We start from the raw sequence: 18,016 nt of genomic DNA on the forward strand, positions 1-18,016 counted from the left end.
CCTTCGAGGATGCGTGGGGACGCGATGACGACCGACCCCACGGCCCGCATCACGGATGTCGAGGTCGTCGACGTCCGGTTCCCCACCTCGCGTGAGCTGGACGGCTCGGACGCGATGAACCCCGACCCCGACTACTCGGCCGCCTACGTCGTCCTGCGGACCGACGCGGAGGAAGGCCCGCTGGGGCGTCTGGAGGGGCACGCCTTCACCTTCACCATCGGACGCGGCAACGAGGTGCAGGCGGCGGCCGTCAACGCGCTGCGCCCCCATGTCGTCGGCCGGTCCGTGGACGCGGTGTGCGCCGATCCGGGAACGGTGAGCCGGGCCCTGACCGGTGACAGCCAACTGCGCTGGCTCGGCCCGGAGAAGGGCGTGATGCACATGGCCGTCGGCGCCGTGGTCAACGCGGTCTGGGATCTCGCGGCCAGACGGGCCGGCAAGCCGGTGTGGCGGCTGCTCGCCGACGCGGAGCCCGAGTGGCTCGCCGACCAGGTGGACTACCGCTACATCGAGGACGCGCTCACCCGCGAGGAGGCCGTGGCCCTCCTCCGTGAGGGGAAGAAGGGCGCCGCCGAACGGGAGGCCCTGCTGCTGTCGCGCGGATACCCGGCGTACACCACCTCCCCCGGCTGGCTGGGCTACTCCGACGAGAAGCTGGTGCGGCTCGCCAAGCAGGCCGTCGTCGACGGCTTCCCGCAGATCAAGCTGAAGGTCGGTGCCGACCTGGCCGACGACGTCCGCAGGCTGCGCGCGGCCCGTGCGGCGGTCGGCCCGGACATCCGCATCGCCGTCGACGCCAACCAGCGCTGGAACGTCGCCGAGGCCGTCGAGTGGACCAGGGCGCTGGCCGACAGCGACCCGTACTGGATCGAGGAGCCCACCAGCCCCGACGACATCCTCGGTCACGCGGCCGTGCGCCGGGGCGTCGCGCCCGTCAAGGTCGCCACCGGCGAGCATGTGCAGAACCGCATCGTCTTCAAGCAGTTGCTGCAGGCCGAGGCCATCGACGTCCTCCAGATCGACGCGGCACGGGTGGGCGGCGTCAACGAGAACCTGGCCATTCTGCTGCTCGCCGCCAAGTACCGCGTCCCGGTCTGCCCGCACGCCGGCGGAGTCGGGCTGTGCGAACTGGTCCGCCATCTCTCGATGTTCGACTTCGTCGCCCTGTCCGGCACCACCGAGGACCGGGTCATCGAGTACGTCGACCATCTCCACGAGCACTTCGACGACCCCGTGGTCATCACCGACGGCCACTACACGGCGCCCACCTCGCCCGGCTTCTCGTCCCGGATGCACCCCGGGTCCATCGCGACCTACCGCTATCCCGACGGCGTCTTCTGGGCCGCCGACCTCGCCGCACAGGAGAAGGGAACCCCCTCATGAGCGAACTGTCCGGGCTCAAGGCCCTGGTGACCGGCGGCGCCTCCGGCATCGGCCGGGCCACCGCCGTCCTGCTGGCCGCCCGCGGCGCCGACGTCGCCGTCCTCGACCTCGACCCGTCGTCCGTGGACAAGCCCCTGCGCGGCTACGCCGCCGACGTGTCCGACGACGCCTCGGTACGGCCCGCCGTCGCCGCCGCGGCCCACGAACTCGGCGGCCTCGACATCCTGGTCAACAACGCCGGTATCGGCGCGACGGGCACGGTCGAGGACAACGACGACGCCCAGTGGCACCGGGTCCTGGACGTGAACGTCCTCGGCGTCGTCCGCACCACCCGGGCGGCCCTTCCCCTCCTGCGTGCCTCCGCGCACGCCGCCGTCGTCAACACCTGCTCGATCGCGGCCACGGCCGGCCTGCCGCAGCGGGCCCTGTACAGCGCCAGCAAGGGCGCGGTCCAGGCCCTCACCCTCGCCATGGCGGCGGACCACGTCCGCGAGGGCATCCGCGTCAACTGCGTGAACCCCGGGACGGCGGACACTCCCTGGGTGGGCCGTCTCTTGGACCGGGCGCCCGACCCGGAGGCCGAGCGGGCGGCGCTCAACGCCCGCCAGCCCATGGGCCGTCTGGTCACCGCCGAAGAGGTCGCCGCGGCCATCGTCTACCTGGCGAGCCCGGCCGCCGCGAGCGTCACCGGCACGGTCCTGGCCGTGGACGGCGGCATGCAGGGCCTGCGGCTGCGCCCGGAGGGACGGTGAGGGCGGCGGTCCTGGGAGGCGGCGGCGTGCCGGTCACCGCCCTCGGCCTCGGTGCCGCCGCCATCGGCGGACTCTACGAGGACGCCGGCGAGGACGAGGCCGCGGCCACCGTGGAGGCGGCCTGGGACGTGGGCATCCGCTACTTCGACACCGCCCCGCACTACGGTCTGGGCCTCTCGGAGCGCAGGCTGGGCGCGGCCCTGCGGACGAGGCCCCGGGCGGATTTCGTCCTCTCCACCAAGGTGGGCCGGGTACTCGAACCGCACGACGGCGGCGGCGACGACCGGGCCAACGGCTTCGCGGTACCGGCGACCCACCGGCGCCGCTGGGACTTCAGCGCCGACGGCGTACGCCGCTCACTGGAGGACAGCCTCACCCGCCTCGGGCTGGACCGCGTGGACCTGGTCCTGCTCCACGATCCCGACGACCACGGTGAACAGGCCTTCCGGGAGGCGTACCCGGCGCTGGAGGAGCTGCGGTCCCAGGGGGTCGTCCGGGCGATCGGCGCGGGGATGAACCAGAGCCGGATGCTGACCCGGTTCCTGACCGACACGGACGTCGACGCGGTGCTCTGCGCCGGGCGTTACACCCTGCTGGAACAGGGCGCCCTGGAGACGCTGCTGCCGGCCGCGTCCGCCGCGGGCAAGAGCGTGATCGTCGGCGGTGTGTTCAACTCCGGGCTGCTGGCCGACCCCGCGCCCGGCGCCACGTACGACTACGCTGCGGCGCCCGCGGACCTCCTGGACCGGGCGGTACGGATGCGCGCGGTTGTCGAGGCGCACGGGCTGCCGCTGCGGGCCGCCGCGCTCCGCTTCCCCTTCGGGCATCCGGCGGTCGCCTCGGTCCTCGTGGGTGCGCGCTCGGCGGCCCAGGTCGTGGACGCCGTCGCACAGGTCCGCGGGCCCGCCCCCCGGGCCGTATGGGAGGATCTGCGGGCTCAGGGCCTGCTGCCCGACGGAGTGCCGGTGCCGGAGCCGGTGCTGGAGGGGAGCCCGGGGTGACCGTCATCGACGCCCACCACCATCTGTGGGATCTCGCCGTACGCGACCAGGAGTGGCTCGGCGGTCCCGGGCTCGCTCCGTTGCGGCGCTCCTTCGTCCCCGCCGACCTGGCGGCCGCGACCGGCGCCGCGGGGGTCACGGCCACGGTGCTGGTGGAGACGGTCAACATCGCCGAGGAGACACCCGAGTTGCTGTCCCTGGCCGCCCACAGCGACCTGATCGGGGCGGTCGTGGGGTGGACCGACCTGACGGCCCCGGACGTCGCCGACGCGCTCGCCGCGCTGCGGTCACTGCCCGGTGGTGACTTCCTGCGCGGGATCCGGCACCAGGTCCAGGGCGAGCCCGACCCCGACTGGCTGACCCGCCCGGAGGTCCTGCGCGGCCTGCGTGCCGTCGCCGGGGCCGGACTCGTCTACGACCTGGTGGTACTGCCGCACCAGCTGCCCGCCGCGGCGCGAGCGGCGGCCGCGGTGCCCGGCCTCACCTTCGTCCTGGACCATCTCGGCAAGCCGCCGATCGCTTCCGGGGCGCTGGAGCCCTGGGCCGGGCGGGTACGGGAGCTGGCCTCGCTGCCCAACACGGTGTGCAAACTCTCGGGCATGGTGACCGAGGCCGACTGGTCGTCATGGACGGTCGACGACCTCAGGCCGTACGCCGGCACGGTGATCGACGCCTTCGGCCCCCGGCGGCTGATGTTCGGCTCCGACTGGCCGGTGAGCACGCTCGCCGGGGGTTACGGCGCGGTCGTCGACGCGGCCCGGAGGCTCACCGCCGGACTGGACCCGGCCGAGCGCTCCGAGGTGTGGTCCGGCACCGCTCGGCGCGTCTACCGCGTGCCCGGCGCACACCCGGGGTGACGGGAGGCCGCATCACTCCTCGTCGAACCGGCTCAGCTGGCGTTCCAGGCTGCGGTTGAGATGCTCGGCCATCGCTGCCGCCGCGTGCTCGGCCCTGCGGCGCAGGATCGCTCGCACGATGCGTTCGTGTTCGCCCAGAGTCGGATCGTCTGCTTCCCGGATGTTCTGGACGTTGCTGAGACGGAAGATGTGCAGGTGGGTGTGGAGCCGCTCCACCGCGTCCGCGAGCAACGGCCGGTGGGCGGCTTCCGCGACGGTGTCGTGGAAGCGCTGGTCCAGCGCGGCGAAGTCCCGGTAGGAGGCGTACGGTCCGGTGGGCCCGGGGTGCGCCTGCATGCCCTCCAGCGTGACCTCCAGGGCGTCGAGCTGGCTCTCCTCGGCGTTGTGCGCCGCCAGGGCCGCGGCGCGCGGCTCCAGGAGCAGCCGCATCTCGAACAGTTCCTCCACGCCCTGGCGGGTGAGCAGCTCGGTCGCCCGGTACCCGGACAGCGAGCGCTTGACCACGAGGCCGTCGGACTCGAGCCGGGCGAGCGCCTCGCGCACCGGGGTCGGTGAGACGCCCAGCTCACGGGCCAGTGCCTCGATGCCGACGCGGGCGCCCGGAGCGATCTCGTGGTCCATGACCTTGGCCTTGATGTCCTCGTAGACACTGTCGGACAGAACCTGACGGACCGGCGGGACGGACGGGTCGTGCGCCGGCATCCGGGTCTCCTACTGGTCGGTGCGGTGGGGGCTGGGGCCGGCAGCAGTTTATCGATGTGAGGGCATCCGCCCTCCCTCAGAGGTGTTGACACCACCCGCTCCGCCCGGCTGCACTGCTGCCGTCGCGGAGTCCCGCATCCTCCCCCTCGCAAGGAGCCGCATCCCGATGTCCGATCGCTCCCGCACCCCCTCCCCCGCCGTGCCGCACACCCGCGCGGTGTCGCCGGTGCCGGAGAGCGAGGCGGTCACCCTCTGGTACACGAAGCCCGGCGCCGAGGAGAACGTGATCGAGGAGGGCCTGCCCATCGGCAACGGCAGGCTCGGCGCCCTGGCCACCGGCCACCCGTCCCGGGACGTCCTGGTCCTCGCCGACGCAACCCTGTGGACCGGTCACGCCAACGCCGCGCTGCAGTCCGACGGCCAGTTCCCCTACGGCATCGAGGACTTCGGGACCTTCGGCATGCTGGCCAAGGCCTGCGTCGACATCCCCGCCCACACCACCACGGCAGTCGCCGGCTACCGCCGCACGCTCGACCTGAGCAACGGACTGGTGACCGTCACCTATGAGTTGAGCGGCGTTACCTACCGCCGCGAGGTGTTCTCCAGCCACCCGGACGACGTCGTCGTGGTGCGCCTGTCCCAGAGCGGCGGCGGTTCCTACACCGGCTCCCTGACGCTGGCCGGGACACGCGACGAGAAGGTGACCGCCGACGCGGGCGCCGCCGAGGCGTCCTTCGCCGCGACGTTCACCAACTCGCTGAGGTACGCGACCCTCGTCAAGGCGGCGGGCGAGGGCGGCACCGTCTCCGCGACCGGTGCGAAGGTGACCTTCAGCGAGTGCGCCGAGGTCGTGCTGATCGTCGCGGGCGGCACCAACTACAAGGCGGACGCGTCCGTCGCGTACAAGGACGCGGACCTCGTTCCACTCGCCGTCGCCCGCGACAAGGCCGCCCGGGCCGCGAGGGCCGGCGGCCCGGCGCTGCTCGCCCGTCACGTCGCCGACTTCCAGCGGCTGCAGAGGCGGACCACGGTGAACCTGGGCAGCTCCAGCGCCGCCCAGCGTGCCATGGAGACCCCCGTCCGACTCGCCGCCCGCGCCGAGGCAGGGGCCACCCCCGACCCCGAACTGGAGGCTTCCTACCTGGAGTTCGGCCGATATCTGACCATCTGCGGCTCCCGGGACAGCCTGCCCGCCGGCCTCCAGGGCCTGTGGCTCGACAGCAACACCCCGGCGTGGATGAGCGACTACCACACCGACATCAACGTCCAGATGAACTACTGGCTGCCCGACCGGGCCGGGCTCTCCGAGTGCTTCGACGCCTTCACGGACTACTGCGTGGCGCAGTTGCCGGGCTGGCGGGCGACCACGCAGGCCCTCTTCCAGGACCCCCGCAACGGCTTCCGGAACACCTCCGGCAAGGTCGGCGGCTGGACGCTCGCCATCTCCACCAACGTCTGGGGCGGCAACGGCTGGTGGTGGCACCCGGCGGGCAACGCGTGGGTGTGCAACTCGCTCTACGAGCACTACGAGTACACCCAGGACCCGGCGGACCTGGAGAAGATCTACCCGCTGCTGAAGGGCGCCTGCGAATTCTGGGAAGCGCGACTGGTCACGACGACGGTGGCGGGGCGAGAGGTCCTCGTCGACGACCACGACTGGTCACCGGAGCACGGCCCGCAGGACGCCCGCGGCATCACCTACGCGCAGGAACTGGTCTGGCAGCTGTTCAGGAACTACCGGGAGGCCGCCGCCCAGCTGGGCAGGGACGCGGCGTACGCCGCCACGATCGAGGGTCTGCGGAACCAGCTCCACCTGCCCGAAGTCAGTGCCGGCAGCGGCCGGCTGGCGGAGTGGATGGGCGAGGAGGACCTCGGCGAGACCACGCACCGCCACCTGTCCGCGCACGTGGGCCTCTTCCCCGGCGACCGGGTCGACCTCCGGGACTCCCCCGCCTCACTCATCGGCGGTGCCACCAAGCTGCTGGAGGAGCGCGGCATGGACAGCTTCGGCTGGGCCACCGCATGGCGGTCCATGTGCTGGGCACGGCTGAAGCACGCCGACAAGGCGTACCAGTGCCTGCTCACGGTCATGAAGCCGTCCGTGGACTTCGGCAACGGCACTGCGGGCAACTTCTTCGACATGTACTCGTTCGGAGGCAGCTCCGTCTTCCAGATCGACGCGAACTTCGGCACACCGGTGGCGATGATCGAGATGCTGGTCCAGTCCCGCCCGGGCCGCGTCGAGCTGCTCCCCGCTCTTCCGGACGCCTGGGCCGCCACCGGATCGGTCACCGGGATCGGCATACGCGGCGGCTTCACGGTCGACGTGGCCTGGAAGTCCGGGCGGGTGACCGCCGCGACCCTGCACGGCGCCCCGGGCCGCACCACCACCGTCGTCCTCGGCGACCGGAGCCACCGGGTCACCATTCCCGCGTCCGGCTTCGTGACCGTGTCGCCCGCGGAGCACACGCCCGACCAGCGGTGAACCCACCGGCGGCGCTCCGAGCCAGCCGTCGACAGCGAATCGACAGCCGTGTTTTACGCCCGCCCGACCGCCGAACCGACAGCATCACCGCACGGTCTGAACAGCACGTGCCACGGGGCCGTACCTCTCGGCAGATCATCACGCATCCCCCCGAAGGGAACCCCAGCATGACCAGCGCATCGTTTCATCCCGCCGCCGGACCGGCCCGTCGTACCGTCGTGGCGGCGGCCGGAGCGGCGGGGCTCACCGCCGTGCTGGCGGCGTGCGGAGGCTCGGACGAGGACGCGTCGACCGACCCCGCGACCGCTCCCCCGGGCTCGGCGTCCGAGGACACGGGCGGCGGTGAGGACGCCGGTGCGGGAGCGGCTCTCGCGGCGACCGCCGACATCCCCGAGGGCGGCGGGATGGTCTTCGCCGACCAGAAGGTCGTGGTCACCCAGCCTTCCGCGGGCGAGTTCAAGGCGTTCTCCGCCACCTGCACCCACCAGGGCTGCGCCGTGAAGAGCGTGTCGGACGGGGTCATCAACTGCCCCTGCCACAACAGCAACTTCTCCATCACCGACGGCAGCGTGCAGAGCGGTCCGGCGCTCAAGCCGCTGCCCGCCGTGCAGATCACGGTCAGCGGGGACTCGATCCAGCTGGCCGGATGACCGTGGCCCAGCGCCGGGGCCGGAAGATCATGATGACCCCCGGCGAGCTGGAGGCGTTCCTGACCACCCAGCGCACCTGCCGGGTCGCCACGGTCTCGGCCGACGGCGCCCCGCACGTGAGCACGCTGTGGTTCGCCTGGGACGGTGCCTCGATGTGGCTGTACTCGGTCGTGCGCAGCAGGCGCTGGACGGATCTGCGGCGCGATCCGCGGGTGGCGATCGTGGTGGACACCGGTGAGGAGTACGACGAGTTGCGGGGCGCGGAGCTGTCCGGCCGGGTGGAGTTCGTGGGCGAGGTACCGCGCACCGGTGAGCTCTGCGCCGAACTCGACTTCCCGGAGACGCTGTTCGCCCGCAAGAACTTCGGTCTGGAGGAGCTGCCCCACGACGGCCGGCACGCCTGGCTGCGGCTGACGCCGGAGAAGGTCGTCAGCTGGGACTTCCGCAAGCTGGCGTCACCGTAGCGGACTCCGTCGGTTGTGGCGTTCGTCGTGGCGATCCGTCACTCCTGGCGTTCGCCGTGGCGGACTCGGCCCGCCTGTCCCACCTTCGCCGCGGTCGCCCGCAGCGCGTCCACCGCCGCCCGGATCGACGGGCGGCGGTCCGCGTCCGCGCGCCACACGACGTACACATGCCGGCGCACCCGCTGCTTCAAGGGGACGGTGACGACCTCCGCGGGCATCGGCAGGCGCCCGAGCAGGGGCGCGATGCACACGCCGAGCCCGGCGGCGACCAGGCCGAGCTGGGTGTGGGTCTCGGCGGCGCGGTGTCCGACGATCGGCTCGATGCCCTTCGAGCGCAGCGTGAACATCAGCCACTCGTGGCAGAACTCGCCCTCGCCCCAGGTGATCCACTCGTCCTCGGCGAACTCGGCGAGGTCCACCTCGTCCCGACCCGCGAGCCGGTGGCCGGCCGGCATGGCCACGTCGGCGGGGTCGTCGAGGAGCGGCGCCTTGACCAGGCCGTCGGGCAGCGGCATCGGCTTGTTGTACCAGTCGAGGACGACGGCCAGGTCGAGGTCGCCGCGGACCACGCCGTTGATGCCGCGTTCCGGTTCCAGCTCGCAGGAGCGCAGGCGCAGCGCGGGGTGCTCGGTGCGCAGGGCGGCGAGAGCCGTGGGAAAGAGCCCGCGGGCGGCCGTCGGGAACGCGGACAGCCGCAGCTCGCCCGCCACCTGCCCGCGCTGCGCCTCCAGATCGGCCTGGGCCAGCTCGACCTGGGAGAGGATGCGGGCCGCGTGCTCGGCGAGCAGTCGGCCCGCGTCGGTGAGGCGCACGCCGCGCCCGTTCTTCGCCAGCAGTTGCTGGCCGGCCTCGCGCTCCAGCTTGGCCATCTGCTGGGAGACGGCGGAGGTGGTGATGTGCAGACCGGCGGCGGCGCCGCTCACCGAACCGTGCCGGGCGAGGGCGTCGAGGGTGCGCAGGCGCTCCAGGTTCAACATGTAAGCAACACTACGAGATATTCGGTGCGAAATCTCGATTGTGCTACGAGGATGCTCTGCTCCATCGTTGCTCGCATGAGCAGCAGTGGTACGTCCTCGCCCGCGGCCCGTCGCGTCCTCGACTGGCGGCTGCGCTTCGGGTTCCTCTCCCTCGTCTGGGGTTTCAGCTTCCTCTTCATGAAGGTCGGGACGGAGAGTTTCGCCCCGTTCCAGGTCACGCTGGGGCGGCTGGCGTTCGGTACGGCGGTGGTCGCGGCCGCGATGGCGGTGAAGCGGGAGCGGCTGCCGCGCGGCGCCTGGACCTGGGTGCATCTGACGGTCGCCGGGTTCCTGCTGAACGCGCTGCCGTTCTCGCTGTTCGCCTTCTCGGAACTGACGATCCCGTCGTCGCTCGCCGGCATCTGCAACGCGACCTCGCCGCTGTGGGGCATGGCCCTGTCGCTGGTCGCCCTCTCCGAGGACCGGCCGACGCGGCGGCGGGTGGCAGGGCTCGGCATCGGGTTCCTGGGCGTGCTGACGGTGCTGGGCGTCTGGCAGGGCTTCGACGGGCTGGACGTCACGGGCACCGCCCTGGCCCTGCTGGCCTCGCTCAGCTATCCGGTCGGCTGGATCTACGTGCGCCGCACCCTGGCCGGCTCCAGCCACTCCCACCTCTCACTGACGGGCGCCCAGCTGGGCCTCGCCACGCTGCAACTGGCCGTCGTGACTCCGCTGTTCACCTCGGTCCCGACCAGCTTTCCCGTCCTGCCCCTGCTGTCGGTCGCGGCCCTGGGCATCCTCGGCACCGGGCTCGCCTTCCTGATCCAGTACGACCTGGTCGCGGAGGTCGGACCGACGACGGCCCAGATGGTCACGTACTTCACCCCCGTCATCGCCACCGCGGCGGGCGTCGCGCTCCTCGGCGAGTCGCTGTCCTGGTCGACCCCGGTCGGCGCGCTCGTCGTCCTCGCCGGGGCGGCGCTGACCCAGTCGCGGCCCAGGGCCGCCGGGGCGCCCACGATCGCCGCCCCGGTCCCGGAGCGTGAGGACGCGAAGCTCAAGGAGCGCCCTCGGAGCACCGCGTCTCAGACGTAGCTCCGCGAAGCTTCCGTGCCCGGCCCCACCGCCGCCGCGACCGCCGCCGCCAGCGGACCGATGTCCTCGTCGGACAGCGTCGAGACCGTGATCCGGATGCCCGGCGGGGCGCCGACGCGGAAGCGTGCTCCGGGGGCCACGGCCCAGCCGGCGTGCAGCAGCCGGGCGACGGCACCGGTCTCGTCCGGCACCGGGATCCACACGTTCATGCCGCTGCGGCCGTGCGCGGCGACCCCGTGGTCCGCGAGGGCGGCGAGCAGCGCGTCCCGGCGCCGCCCGTACACCGGCGCGACCGCCTGCGCGTCCACCGCGCCGCCCGCCCACAGCAGGGCCACGGCCCGCTGGGTGACGTGGCTGACCCAGCCGGGTCCCAGCCGCTGCCGGCCGCGGACCCGGTCGAGCGTGACGGGGTCCCCCGTGAACACGGCGAGCCGCAGGTCGGGCCCGCACGCCTTGGCCGCCGAGCGCACGAAGGCCCAGCTGTGGGTCGTACCGGCGAGGGGGTGCGGGGGCAGGTCGACGATGCGGTGGCCGTGGTCGTCCTCGATCAGCAGGGTCTCGGGATGGTCGCTCAGCACGGACCGCAGATCGGCCGCGCGCGCCGCTCCGATCGCCGCACCCGTCGGGTTCTGCGCGCGGACCGTGACGACCAGCGCGCGGGCGCCGGCCGCCAACACCCGGCGTACGTCCTCGGGCAGCGGCCCCTCGTCGTCCACGCGGACGGGGACCGTCCGCAGTCCGAGCGCGGGGACCAGGTCGAGGAGGCTGCCCCAGCCCGGGTCCTCCACGGCGACGGCGTCGCCGGGCCTGAGGTGGGTCGCGAGTACCCGTTCCATGGCGTCCAGCGAGCCGGAGGTGACCACCACGGGCCCGTCGGGCACTCCGTCGGCGTCCAGTTCGGCCCGGGCGACGCGCTCGAGTTCGGCGGTTACGGCCGCGTGCCCGTACATCACCGGATCCCGGTCGCCCTGCTCGGCGGCCGCGGCGAACACCGGGCCCAGCGCGGGCAGCAGTGCCGGGTCCGGATTGCCGTCGGAGAGGTCGCGCACCCCGTCGGGCACCTCCACCCGGATGAACTCGCGGCCCGTGGTGGCGGGCTTCGCCCGCACCCGGCTGCCCCGGCGCCCGGCCGTCTCGATCACTCCGCGCTCGCGCAGGGTGCGGTAGGCGGCGGCGACGGTGTTCGGGTTCACCCCGAGCCGCTCCGCCAGCTCCCGCATCGGCGGCAGCGGCTGTCCCGGCTCCAACTCCCCCGAGCCCACCGCACGCTCGACGCTCGCGGAAATCTCCGCTGCGCCCCGTCCCGCGATCAGATACTCTCCTAGCACAAACAGCATTATGCACTAGTACAATGGAGAACGCCATGCAGGGGACCGCGCAGACGCCGTCGCAGCCCACGACCGCCTATCCGTCCACCGACCGCACCGTCCCCACCCGCTCCCCCGACCGGGCCTCGTACGACAGGGAACTGGTGCACGCGATACTCGACGAGGGCTACGTCTGCCATCTCGGCTTCGTCCGGGACGGTGCCCCGGTGGTCCTGCCGACCCTCTACGGACGGGTGGGCGAGCGGCTCTACGTGCACGGCTCGACGGGCTCGCGCCCGCTGCGGATGACCGGCGCCGCGGACCCGGGCCTGCCGGTGTGCCTGACGGTGACCCACGTGGACGCGCTGGTGCTGGCCCGCTCCGCCTTCCACCACTCGATCAACTACCGGTCGGTGGTCGTGCACGGCACCGCGTACGAGGTGACGGACCCCGAGGAGCGGCGCACCGCCCTGGACGCCCTGGTCGACCACGTCGTCCCCGGCCGCTCGCGGGACTCCCGGCCCGCCAACAAGAAGGAATTGGCCGCCACCGCCGTGATCCGCCTCGACCTGGACGAGGTCTCCGCCAAGCTCCGCACCGGCGGTGTGAACGACGAACCGGAGGACCTCGCCCTCCCCCACTGGGCGGGTCTGGTCCCGGTGCGCAAGGGGTACGACGCCCCGGTCGCCGACCCGGACCTCGACGCCGGCACCGCCCTGCCCGGCTACCTGTCGGCGCTGTGACGCTGGTCCACCCCTAGGCGGGCGCCGGTCGTGTCCGTGCCGCCTTGGTCTCCGCCACCGCGAGCCCCGCCACCGAGCCGAGCATCAGCAGCGTGCCGGCCAGGGTCGCCGCCGTGAGGTGCTCCCCGAGCAGCAGGACGGCGAGCGCCGCCGCGCTGACCGGCTCCAGGAGCATGATCACGGAGACGGTGGCGGACCGGACCACGGCCGCTCCGGCGAAGTAGAGCCCGTAGGCGAGGGCGGTCGGCACGGCGGCGACGTACGCGAGCAGCAACCCGAGCCGGACCGGTTCGGCGGTGTGCGGCAGCAGCCCCTCTGCGAGGGCGAGCGGCAGCAGGCACAGGCTGGTGACGGCGAAGGCCCCCACCGACGTGCTCCCGGCGTCCGCCCCGCCGTCGCGGCCCCACCAGCGGGTGAGCAGTGTCATCACCGAGTACCCGGCGGCGGACAGCAGCGCGAGGAGTACGCCCGGCAGACGGACGCTCGTGCTCCCTCCGCCGAGGACGAGTACCACGAGCCCGGCGAGCGCGCCGACGACGGCGGCGGCACCGCCCAGGCCGAGGTGCTCACCGAGGGCGATGCGCGCGCCGAGCGCGATCAGCACCGGCCCGGCGCCCAGGGTGATGACGGTGGCCACGGCCAGCCCGGTGGACTGCACTGCGGCGAAGTAGGCGGTCTGGAACACCGCGAGACCGAGGCCGGTGACCAGCGCCCGCCCCGCCTTGCGGGCGAACGGCTCGGCCACGGCCGCCCTCCGCCCACGCGGACGCAGCGGACGGACGGCGAGCAGCAGGACGAGTCCCACGGCGCAGCGCCAGAAGGACAGGGCGCGGGGGCCCATGTCACTGGACCGGTAGACCAGCGAGGCGGCGGCACCGGCCGTGCCCCAGGCGACACCGGCGACGATCAGATAGAGGAGGCCACGCCCGACGGGCAGGCCGGAGACGGCGTTCGACACGAGTTCTCTCCGCAGACACGCACGAGGCGCGGAAGTTCGGCGCGGCCCCGGAGCTGCCGGGGCGCTAGGACTGCGTCTGCGGGCGGCACCGTCCGGCCCGGCGACCACGCGCCGGGCTCGTCACAGGGGCCCGCCTCAGGCGGCCGGAGGCGGGAGGACGAGTACGTCGGAGTGCATGATCCGCACCCTAGGCCGCCGTTCCCCGCCGGGACAACTCCCTTTCCTCCCCGCCGCTCGCCACCGGTTCCGCGGAGCCCTTGGCGGGCGTCGAGGACTGGGCGATGAAGGCACCGGCCAGCACCACGACGCCGCCGACGATCTGCGGGGCGGAGAGGTGCTCGCCGAGCAGCACCCAGGCCAGCACGGTCGCGACGACCGCTTCGAGGCAGGCGACGACGCCGGCGACCTGCGGAGACAGCCGGCGCACGGACACCACGCCGGTGACGTAGGCGAGGACCGTGGCGATGAACACGATCCAGGCGAGCAGCAGGGCCGCGGCAACCGGGGTGCCGTCCATGGAGGCGGTGTGACCGAGGACGGACCAGTCCATCGACCAGGGGCGGGCCACGACGGTGAGCACCGCCGCCCCGACGAGCAGGCCGTAGGCGATCACGCCGAGCGGGTCGGGGGCCTCGTCACCGGCGTCGCTGCCCTGGTCGGACAGGACGAAGTAGCCGACCTGACAGCAGGCGGCGCCGAGCGCGAGCAGCAGCCCGACGGCGTCGAAGCGCAGGCCCGACCAGACCTCCACCACGCAGGCGAGACCGCCGACCGCGAGGACCACGCCGAGTGCGGCGGCCCGTGTCACCGGCCGCCGCTGCACGAACCGGACCCAGCCCAGGACCAGGGCGGGCGCGAGGTACTCGACGAGCAGGGCGACGCCCACGGGGATGCGGGAGATGGCCGCGAAGTAACAGGCCTGCACACCGGCCACGGCCAGCAGACCGAACCCGGCGAGCAGTCCGGGGCGGCGGCGCAGCAGGTCGCGGTGGCGCACGGCGAGCGGCAGCATCACCAGGGCGGCGCCGGCCACCCTCAGCCAGACCACGTGGAGCGGGTCGAGGCCCGCCTCGATGAGCGGCTTGGCCGCGACTCCGGAACCGCCGAAGGCGACCGCGGACGCGAGCGCCAGGCCGAGCCCGGTCCCCTTGCCGCGGCTGCCGCGGGCGCTGTCAGACGTATGCACCGGCACATGATGACAGGGGTCGACATGACCGTCACCCCCGATGACACCTGTCTCACCGACTGGACGTCCGGGGCGGGCCGGAGATGTGGGGGCGGGACGGCACGCGCCGGACGGTCGGCCCGGCGACGTCTGAGGCCGAGCAGCCGAACCCCGGGCTCAGGAGGCCGGTTCGAAGTACCGGTCCACGTCGGCGACCACCGTGCGCGGCTCGACGGCCACCCGGGCCAGGATCTCGACGGCGCGCGCGTGCGGGTCCGCGACCAGGGCGGCGAGCAGGTCGACACCACAGGCCCGGACGTGCCCGCGCCGTGCGGCACGCGCACCGGCCTCCTCCATGGCGGCCGCGGCCAGCGGCGAGAATCCGGCGACGCCGGTCACGAGGGGGACGGCGCCGGAGTCCTCGACGGCGCTCTGCCAGCGCAGGCCGTAGCCGATGCTGCGCTGCACGAGGTAGCCGAGCAGCCGGGCGATCCGGGGCCCGTCCCCGAGCACCGCCCGGACCTCGCCGTCGGATTCCAGGAGGGAGTGCAGCAGATGGGCCGTGTCGACCTGCCGGTCCCCGTCCCGCACCGCCCTGCGGCGGGCACCGGAGACCGCCGACGCCAGTTCCGCGGTGAACCGGTGATCGAGGTCGGTGCCGTCCGGGCGCCGGGCGTCCTGCTCGCCGGCCGACTGCCGGGGGATACGGGGTTGCACATCTTCCAGCTCACCAGTCCCGGACGTGTGCGTCATCCCCGAGGGGGAGCATTTCGGCGTCCCACACAGAGTGGACCCGCGCGGCCGGAATCTCCTCCTTGCGGATGAGATCAAGCCGTTTCACCGCAGCCACGCGAAGGTGCCCCGCGGATCGCTCCGCGAGGCACCCCGGCACTCCGTGCTCCGTCAGTCCTCGTCGGCGAGGATCAGGTACAGCTTCTTCCGGGCGTCGCCGATGACGGCGAGCGCCTTCTCCCGCTGCTCCTTGCTGCCGGTCTTCCAGACCTGGCCGAACGCCTCCATCAGCCCGAACCCGGCCTGCCGGATGTCGTTCAGGGCCTCCCAGTCGACGCCCTTCGAAGCGTCTTCCCAGGGTGCGTCGGGGCCTTCCTCGGCCGCGGCGCGGCCCTCCTCGGTGAGCGCGAACAGCTTCTTGCCGCCCTCGCTCTCACTGGCGATCAGACCCTCGTCCTCCAGCAGCTGGAGGGTGGGGTACACCGAGCCGGGGCTGGGCTTCCACGCCCCGCCGCTGCGCTCGGCGATCTCCTGGATCATCTCGTAACCGTGCATCGGCCGGTCCTTCAGGAGGGCCAGGATCGACGCCTTCACGTCACCCCGCCGTGCCCTTCCCCTGGGCCCGCCGCGCCCTCGGCCTCCCCAGGGGCCGCCGTGACCGAAGCCCGGCCCGAACGGACCACCGGGGCCGCCACCGGGACCACCCGGCCCGAAGGGACCAAAGGCCGCACGCCGCCCGTCGAAGCCACCACGGCCGTAGGGGCCGCCTTCGCCGCGGCCCTGTCCACCATGTCCACGCTCGTATCCGTGGGTACGCATCGCAATCACTCCATTCAGTCGTTGATCTGTCGCGATGCCTCAACGATATATCGGAACCTATCGCAGAGCAAGCCCTCGATCACTCCCCGACCGACCCCTGACGGCTCTGGACGGATGGACCGTGCGGAGACCGCGGTCCAGGCGGAATCCGGTCCAGCCATCGCCGATTGGCCTTGGTCCGCGGCGCCCCGCGACGTCTAGCGTCGGGGCATGCGTATCCGAATCGTCGACGCCTTCACCGACCGGCCCTTCGCCGGCAACCCCGCCGGGGTCCTGCTCCTCGACGCCTTCCCGGACGACGACCGACTGCAGCGGGTCGCCCTGGAGGTCAATCACGCCGAGACGGCGTTCGCCCACCCCCTGCCCGCGGGCGGCGAGGCCGACTGGGCGCTGCGCTGGTTCACACCGGCCACCGAGGTCGCGATGTGCGGCCACGCGACCCTCGCCACGGCCCACGTGCTGCACACCAGCGGCGCCCACGAGGGCCCGGTGCGGTTCGCCACCCGCAGCGGCGTCCTCGTCGCGACGCCCGGCGAGGACGGCTCCGTCACCCTGGACTTCCCCACCGCGCCGCTGACTCCGATCGAGACCCCGGCGGGCGTCGCCGAGGCCCTCGGCGCCGAACCGCTCACCGTCCTCGACACCGGACCGAACATCGGCGACCTGCTGGTCGAGGTCGCCGACGAGGGGACCGTGCGCGCCCTGACGCCGGACCACAAGGCGCTGGGCGCCCACTCCGCGCGGGGTGTCATCGCCACCGCCCGCGCGGACGACCCCGCCCGGGGGTACGACTTCGTCTCCCGCTGTTTCTTCCCCAACGTCGGCATCGACGAGGACCCCGTCACGGGCAGTGCCCACACCGCCCTCGCGCCCTTCTGGTCCGAGCGACTGGGCCGCCCCGCCCTCACGGGGCTCCAGGCATCGCCCCGCTCCGGCCTGGTCCGCACGGAACTGCGGGGCGGGCGCACGCTGCTCAGCGGCAGCGCGGTGACGGTGATCGAGGGTGAGCTGCTGGCCTGACCGTCCGTCGGGGCGGGGACTCTCACGCCGTCGGCAGCCAGCCCACCTTGCCGGCCAGCAGCGCGTATCCGACGAAGGCCCCGATGTCGAGCAGCGAGTGCGCCACCACCAGCGGACCCACGCGCCCCCAACGGCGGTACAGGTACACGAAGACGACGCCCATCACCATGTTGCCGATGAAGCCGCCGATGCCCTGGTAGAGGTGGTACGACCCGCGCAGCACCGAGCTGGCCGCCAGCGAGGCGCCCGCGCTCCAGCCCAGCTGGTCGAGGCGGCGCAGCAGATAGCCGACCACGATGACCTCCTCCAGGACGGAGTTCTGCACCGCCGAGAGGATCAGTACGGGGTACTTCCACCACACGTCGGGCAGGGCCTCGGGCACCACCGTGAGATTGAAGCCGAGCCCACGGGCGGCCAGGTAGAAGGCGATGCCGGTGCTGCCGATGACGGCGGCGACGGCGGCCCCGCGGCCCAGGTCGGGCCACGGCCGGGTGCGGTCGAAGCCCAGGGCGCGCAGGCCGCTGCCCTCCCGGAGCAGGAGGTGCGCGACGAGGGCGACGGGGACGAGGGCCGTGGTGATGCCGAAGAGCTGCCAGGCCAGGTCCAGCCAGGGACGGCCGGGCGCCGCCGAGGCGTTGAGGGTGGCCGCCTGGTCCCTGAGCCCGCCGGGCCGGGTGACCGAGCCGATGAAGCTGATGAGGGCGGACACGCCGCTCGCGCCCAGCGACAGCGCCAGGACGAGCAGCGTCTCGTCACGCAGGGTCCGCCGTGAGAGCCGCTCCGGGGGACCCTGCTCCCCGACGACCGGCTTGTGAGGGAACGAATCGTCCACCGGGCCCGCCTCCGCCATGCACACCTGCCTCCAGCTGGGACGTCACAGCTTGCCCGATCAGTATGGGACGGTGCGCGGCGGGGCCCGGGTCCGAC

Annotated in this window: 18 protein-coding genes; 10 read left to right on the forward strand and 8 right to left on the reverse strand. The window is 73.1% G+C overall.

What is annotated here, in order from left to right; translation table 11 throughout:
* The first annotated feature begins 24 nt into the window (after positions 1–24).
* From ACGF3J_RS26870 to ACGF3J_RS26885, 4 genes are read left to right on the forward strand one after another with little or no spacing between them, the layout of a single operon-like run.
* Positions 25–1,383, forward strand: a complete 1,359-nt coding sequence (locus ACGF3J_RS26870) for an enolase C-terminal domain-like protein (protein WP_161326654.1) — start codon at positions 25–27, stop codon at positions 1,381–1,383.
* On the forward strand, positions 1,380–2,135 hold the full coding sequence (locus tag ACGF3J_RS26875; protein ID WP_161326655.1) for an SDR family NAD(P)-dependent oxidoreductase: 756 nt from the start codon (positions 1,380–1,382) through the stop codon (positions 2,133–2,135). Before ACGF3J_RS26870 ends, ACGF3J_RS26875 begins: the two co-directional genes overlap by 4 nt.
* Positions 2,132–3,136: an aldo/keto reductase gene (locus ACGF3J_RS26880; RefSeq protein ID WP_161326656.1), complete on the forward strand. Its 1,005-nt coding sequence runs from the start codon at positions 2,132–2,134 to the stop codon at positions 3,134–3,136. The genes ACGF3J_RS26875 and ACGF3J_RS26880 overlap by 4 nt, the downstream gene beginning before the upstream one ends.
* Positions 3,133–3,993: an amidohydrolase family protein gene (locus ACGF3J_RS26885; protein WP_393854964.1), complete on the forward strand. Its 861-nt coding sequence runs from the start codon at positions 3,133–3,135 to the stop codon at positions 3,991–3,993. Before ACGF3J_RS26880 ends, ACGF3J_RS26885 begins: the two co-directional genes overlap by 4 nt.
* 12 nt (positions 3,994–4,005) lie before the next feature.
* On the opposite strand, the gene ACGF3J_RS26890 is transcribed toward ACGF3J_RS26885, so the two are convergent.
* A complete protein-coding gene (locus ACGF3J_RS26890; RefSeq protein WP_161326658.1) occupies positions 4,006–4,695 on the reverse strand; it encodes a GntR family transcriptional regulator in 690 nt (229 codons plus the stop codon).
* A 166-nt stretch (positions 4,696–4,861) separates the two neighbouring features.
* On the opposite strand from ACGF3J_RS26890, the gene ACGF3J_RS26895 reads away from it, so the two are divergent.
* The 3 genes from ACGF3J_RS26895 to ACGF3J_RS26905 all read left to right on the forward strand — a co-directional run bounded on the left by ACGF3J_RS26895 (position 4,862) and on the right by ACGF3J_RS26905 (position 8,294).
* Positions 4,862–7,180 (forward strand): glycoside hydrolase N-terminal domain-containing protein, encoded by a 2,319-nt coding sequence (locus tag ACGF3J_RS26895; protein ID WP_161326659.1) that lies wholly within the window; start codon positions 4,862–4,864, stop codon positions 7,178–7,180.
* A gap of 167 nt (positions 7,181–7,347) precedes the next feature.
* Positions 7,348–7,830, forward strand: coding sequence for a Rieske (2Fe-2S) protein (locus ACGF3J_RS26900; RefSeq protein WP_161326660.1), 483 nt, complete (start codon positions 7,348–7,350; stop codon positions 7,828–7,830).
* Positions 7,827–8,294, forward strand: coding sequence for a pyridoxamine 5'-phosphate oxidase family protein (locus tag ACGF3J_RS26905; RefSeq protein WP_161326661.1), 468 nt, complete (start codon positions 7,827–7,829; stop codon positions 8,292–8,294). The genes ACGF3J_RS26900 and ACGF3J_RS26905 overlap by 4 nt, the downstream gene beginning before the upstream one ends.
* Positions 8,295–8,332: 38 nt before the next feature.
* Here ACGF3J_RS26905 and ACGF3J_RS26910 read toward each other — a convergent pair whose 3' ends face one another.
* Complete coding sequence (locus ACGF3J_RS26910) at positions 8,333–9,271, reverse strand: LysR family transcriptional regulator (RefSeq protein WP_161326662.1); 939 nt, start codon at positions 9,269–9,271, stop codon at positions 8,333–8,335.
* Between the two features lie 75 nt (positions 9,272–9,346).
* On the opposite strand from ACGF3J_RS26910, the gene ACGF3J_RS26915 reads away from it, so the two are divergent.
* Positions 9,347–10,345: a DMT family transporter gene (locus ACGF3J_RS26915; protein WP_237552320.1), complete on the forward strand. Its 999-nt coding sequence runs from the start codon at positions 9,347–9,349 to the stop codon at positions 10,343–10,345.
* Here the strand turns inward: ACGF3J_RS26915 and ACGF3J_RS26920 are convergent.
* On the reverse strand, positions 10,336–11,673 hold the full coding sequence (locus ACGF3J_RS26920) for an aminotransferase class I/II-fold pyridoxal phosphate-dependent enzyme (RefSeq protein ID WP_161326663.1): 1,338 nt from the start codon (positions 11,671–11,673) through the stop codon (positions 10,336–10,338). The genes ACGF3J_RS26915 and ACGF3J_RS26920 overlap by 10 nt on opposite strands.
* 35 nt (positions 11,674–11,708) lie before the next feature.
* Between ACGF3J_RS26920 and ACGF3J_RS26925 the strand changes: the two genes are divergently transcribed.
* Positions 11,709–12,395, forward strand: coding sequence for a pyridoxamine 5'-phosphate oxidase family protein (locus tag ACGF3J_RS26925; protein WP_161326664.1), 687 nt, complete (start codon positions 11,709–11,711; stop codon positions 12,393–12,395).
* Positions 12,396–12,408: 13 nt separating this feature from the next.
* Here ACGF3J_RS26925 and ACGF3J_RS26930 read toward each other — a convergent pair whose 3' ends face one another.
* The 4 genes from ACGF3J_RS26930 to ACGF3J_RS26945 all read right to left on the reverse strand — a co-directional run bounded on the left by ACGF3J_RS26930 (position 12,409) and on the right by ACGF3J_RS26945 (position 16,069).
* Positions 12,409–13,353: a DMT family transporter gene (locus tag ACGF3J_RS26930; RefSeq protein WP_161326665.1), complete on the reverse strand. Its 945-nt coding sequence runs from the start codon at positions 13,351–13,353 to the stop codon at positions 12,409–12,411.
* 187 nt (positions 13,354–13,540) lie between these two features.
* Positions 13,541–14,545 (reverse strand): EamA family transporter, encoded by a 1,005-nt coding sequence (locus tag ACGF3J_RS26935; RefSeq protein WP_161326666.1) that lies wholly within the window; start codon positions 14,543–14,545, stop codon positions 13,541–13,543.
* Between the two features lie 150 nt (positions 14,546–14,695).
* A complete protein-coding gene (locus ACGF3J_RS26940) occupies positions 14,696–15,235 on the reverse strand; it encodes a Clp protease N-terminal domain-containing protein (RefSeq protein ID WP_161326667.1) in 540 nt (179 codons plus the stop codon).
* Positions 15,236–15,421: 186 nt separating this feature from the next.
* Positions 15,422–16,069 carry a PadR family transcriptional regulator gene (locus ACGF3J_RS26945; protein WP_161326668.1) on the reverse strand — a complete coding sequence of 216 codons (648 nt, stop codon included), beginning with the start codon at positions 16,067–16,069 and terminating at the stop codon, positions 15,422–15,424.
* A gap of 210 nt (positions 16,070–16,279) precedes the next feature.
* Here ACGF3J_RS26945 and ACGF3J_RS26950 point away from each other — a divergent pair, with 210 nt between their 5' ends.
* Positions 16,280–17,089 carry a PhzF family phenazine biosynthesis protein gene (locus ACGF3J_RS26950; RefSeq protein WP_161326669.1) on the forward strand — a complete coding sequence of 270 codons (810 nt, stop codon included), beginning with the start codon at positions 16,280–16,282 and terminating at the stop codon, positions 17,087–17,089.
* A gap of 22 nt (positions 17,090–17,111) precedes the next feature.
* Here ACGF3J_RS26950 and ACGF3J_RS26955 read toward each other — a convergent pair whose 3' ends face one another.
* A complete protein-coding gene (locus tag ACGF3J_RS26955) occupies positions 17,112–17,939 on the reverse strand; it encodes a CPBP family intramembrane glutamic endopeptidase (RefSeq protein WP_161326670.1) in 828 nt (275 codons plus the stop codon).
* Between the last annotated feature and the right edge of the window lie 77 nt (positions 17,940–18,016).

It is taken from the genome of Streptomyces sp. NPDC048171 (assembly GCF_043202655.1).
Classification (GTDB): domain Bacteria; phylum Actinomycetota; class Actinomycetes; order Streptomycetales; family Streptomycetaceae; genus Streptomyces.

Excerpts from the sequence above, each read along its gene's own strand:
- ACGF3J_RS26890 (WP_161326658.1), bottom strand. The coding sequence starts at position 4,695 with ATGCCGGCGCACGACCCGTCCGTCCCGCCGGTCCGTCAGGTTCTGTCC.
- ACGF3J_RS26925 (WP_161326664.1), top strand. The coding sequence starts at position 11,709 with ATGCAGGGGACCGCGCAGACGCCGTCGCAGCCCACGACCGCCTATCCG.
- ACGF3J_RS26910 (WP_161326662.1), bottom strand. The coding sequence starts at position 9,271 with ATGTTGAACCTGGAGCGCCTGCGCACCCTCGACGCCCTCGCCCGGCAC.
- ACGF3J_RS26870 (WP_161326654.1), top strand. The coding sequence starts at position 25 with ATGACGACCGACCCCACGGCCCGCATCACGGATGTCGAGGTCGTCGAC.
- ACGF3J_RS26875 (WP_161326655.1), top strand. The coding sequence starts at position 1,380 with ATGAGCGAACTGTCCGGGCTCAAGGCCCTGGTGACCGGCGGCGCCTCC.
- ACGF3J_RS26915 (WP_237552320.1), top strand. The coding sequence starts at position 9,347 with ATGAGCAGCAGTGGTACGTCCTCGCCCGCGGCCCGTCGCGTCCTCGAC.
- ACGF3J_RS26955 (WP_161326670.1), bottom strand. The coding sequence starts at position 17,939 with ATGGCGGAGGCGGGCCCGGTGGACGATTCGTTCCCTCACAAGCCGGTC.
- ACGF3J_RS26900 (WP_161326660.1), top strand. The coding sequence starts at position 7,348 with ATGACCAGCGCATCGTTTCATCCCGCCGCCGGACCGGCCCGTCGTACC.
- ACGF3J_RS26895 (WP_161326659.1), top strand. The coding sequence starts at position 4,862 with ATGTCCGATCGCTCCCGCACCCCCTCCCCCGCCGTGCCGCACACCCGC.
- ACGF3J_RS26950 (WP_161326669.1), top strand. The coding sequence starts at position 16,280 with ATGCGTATCCGAATCGTCGACGCCTTCACCGACCGGCCCTTCGCCGGC.
- ACGF3J_RS26945 (WP_161326668.1), bottom strand. The coding sequence starts at position 16,069 with ATGCGTACCCACGGATACGAGCGTGGACATGGTGGACAGGGCCGCGGC.
- ACGF3J_RS26905 (WP_161326661.1), top strand. The coding sequence starts at position 7,827 with ATGACCGTGGCCCAGCGCCGGGGCCGGAAGATCATGATGACCCCCGGC.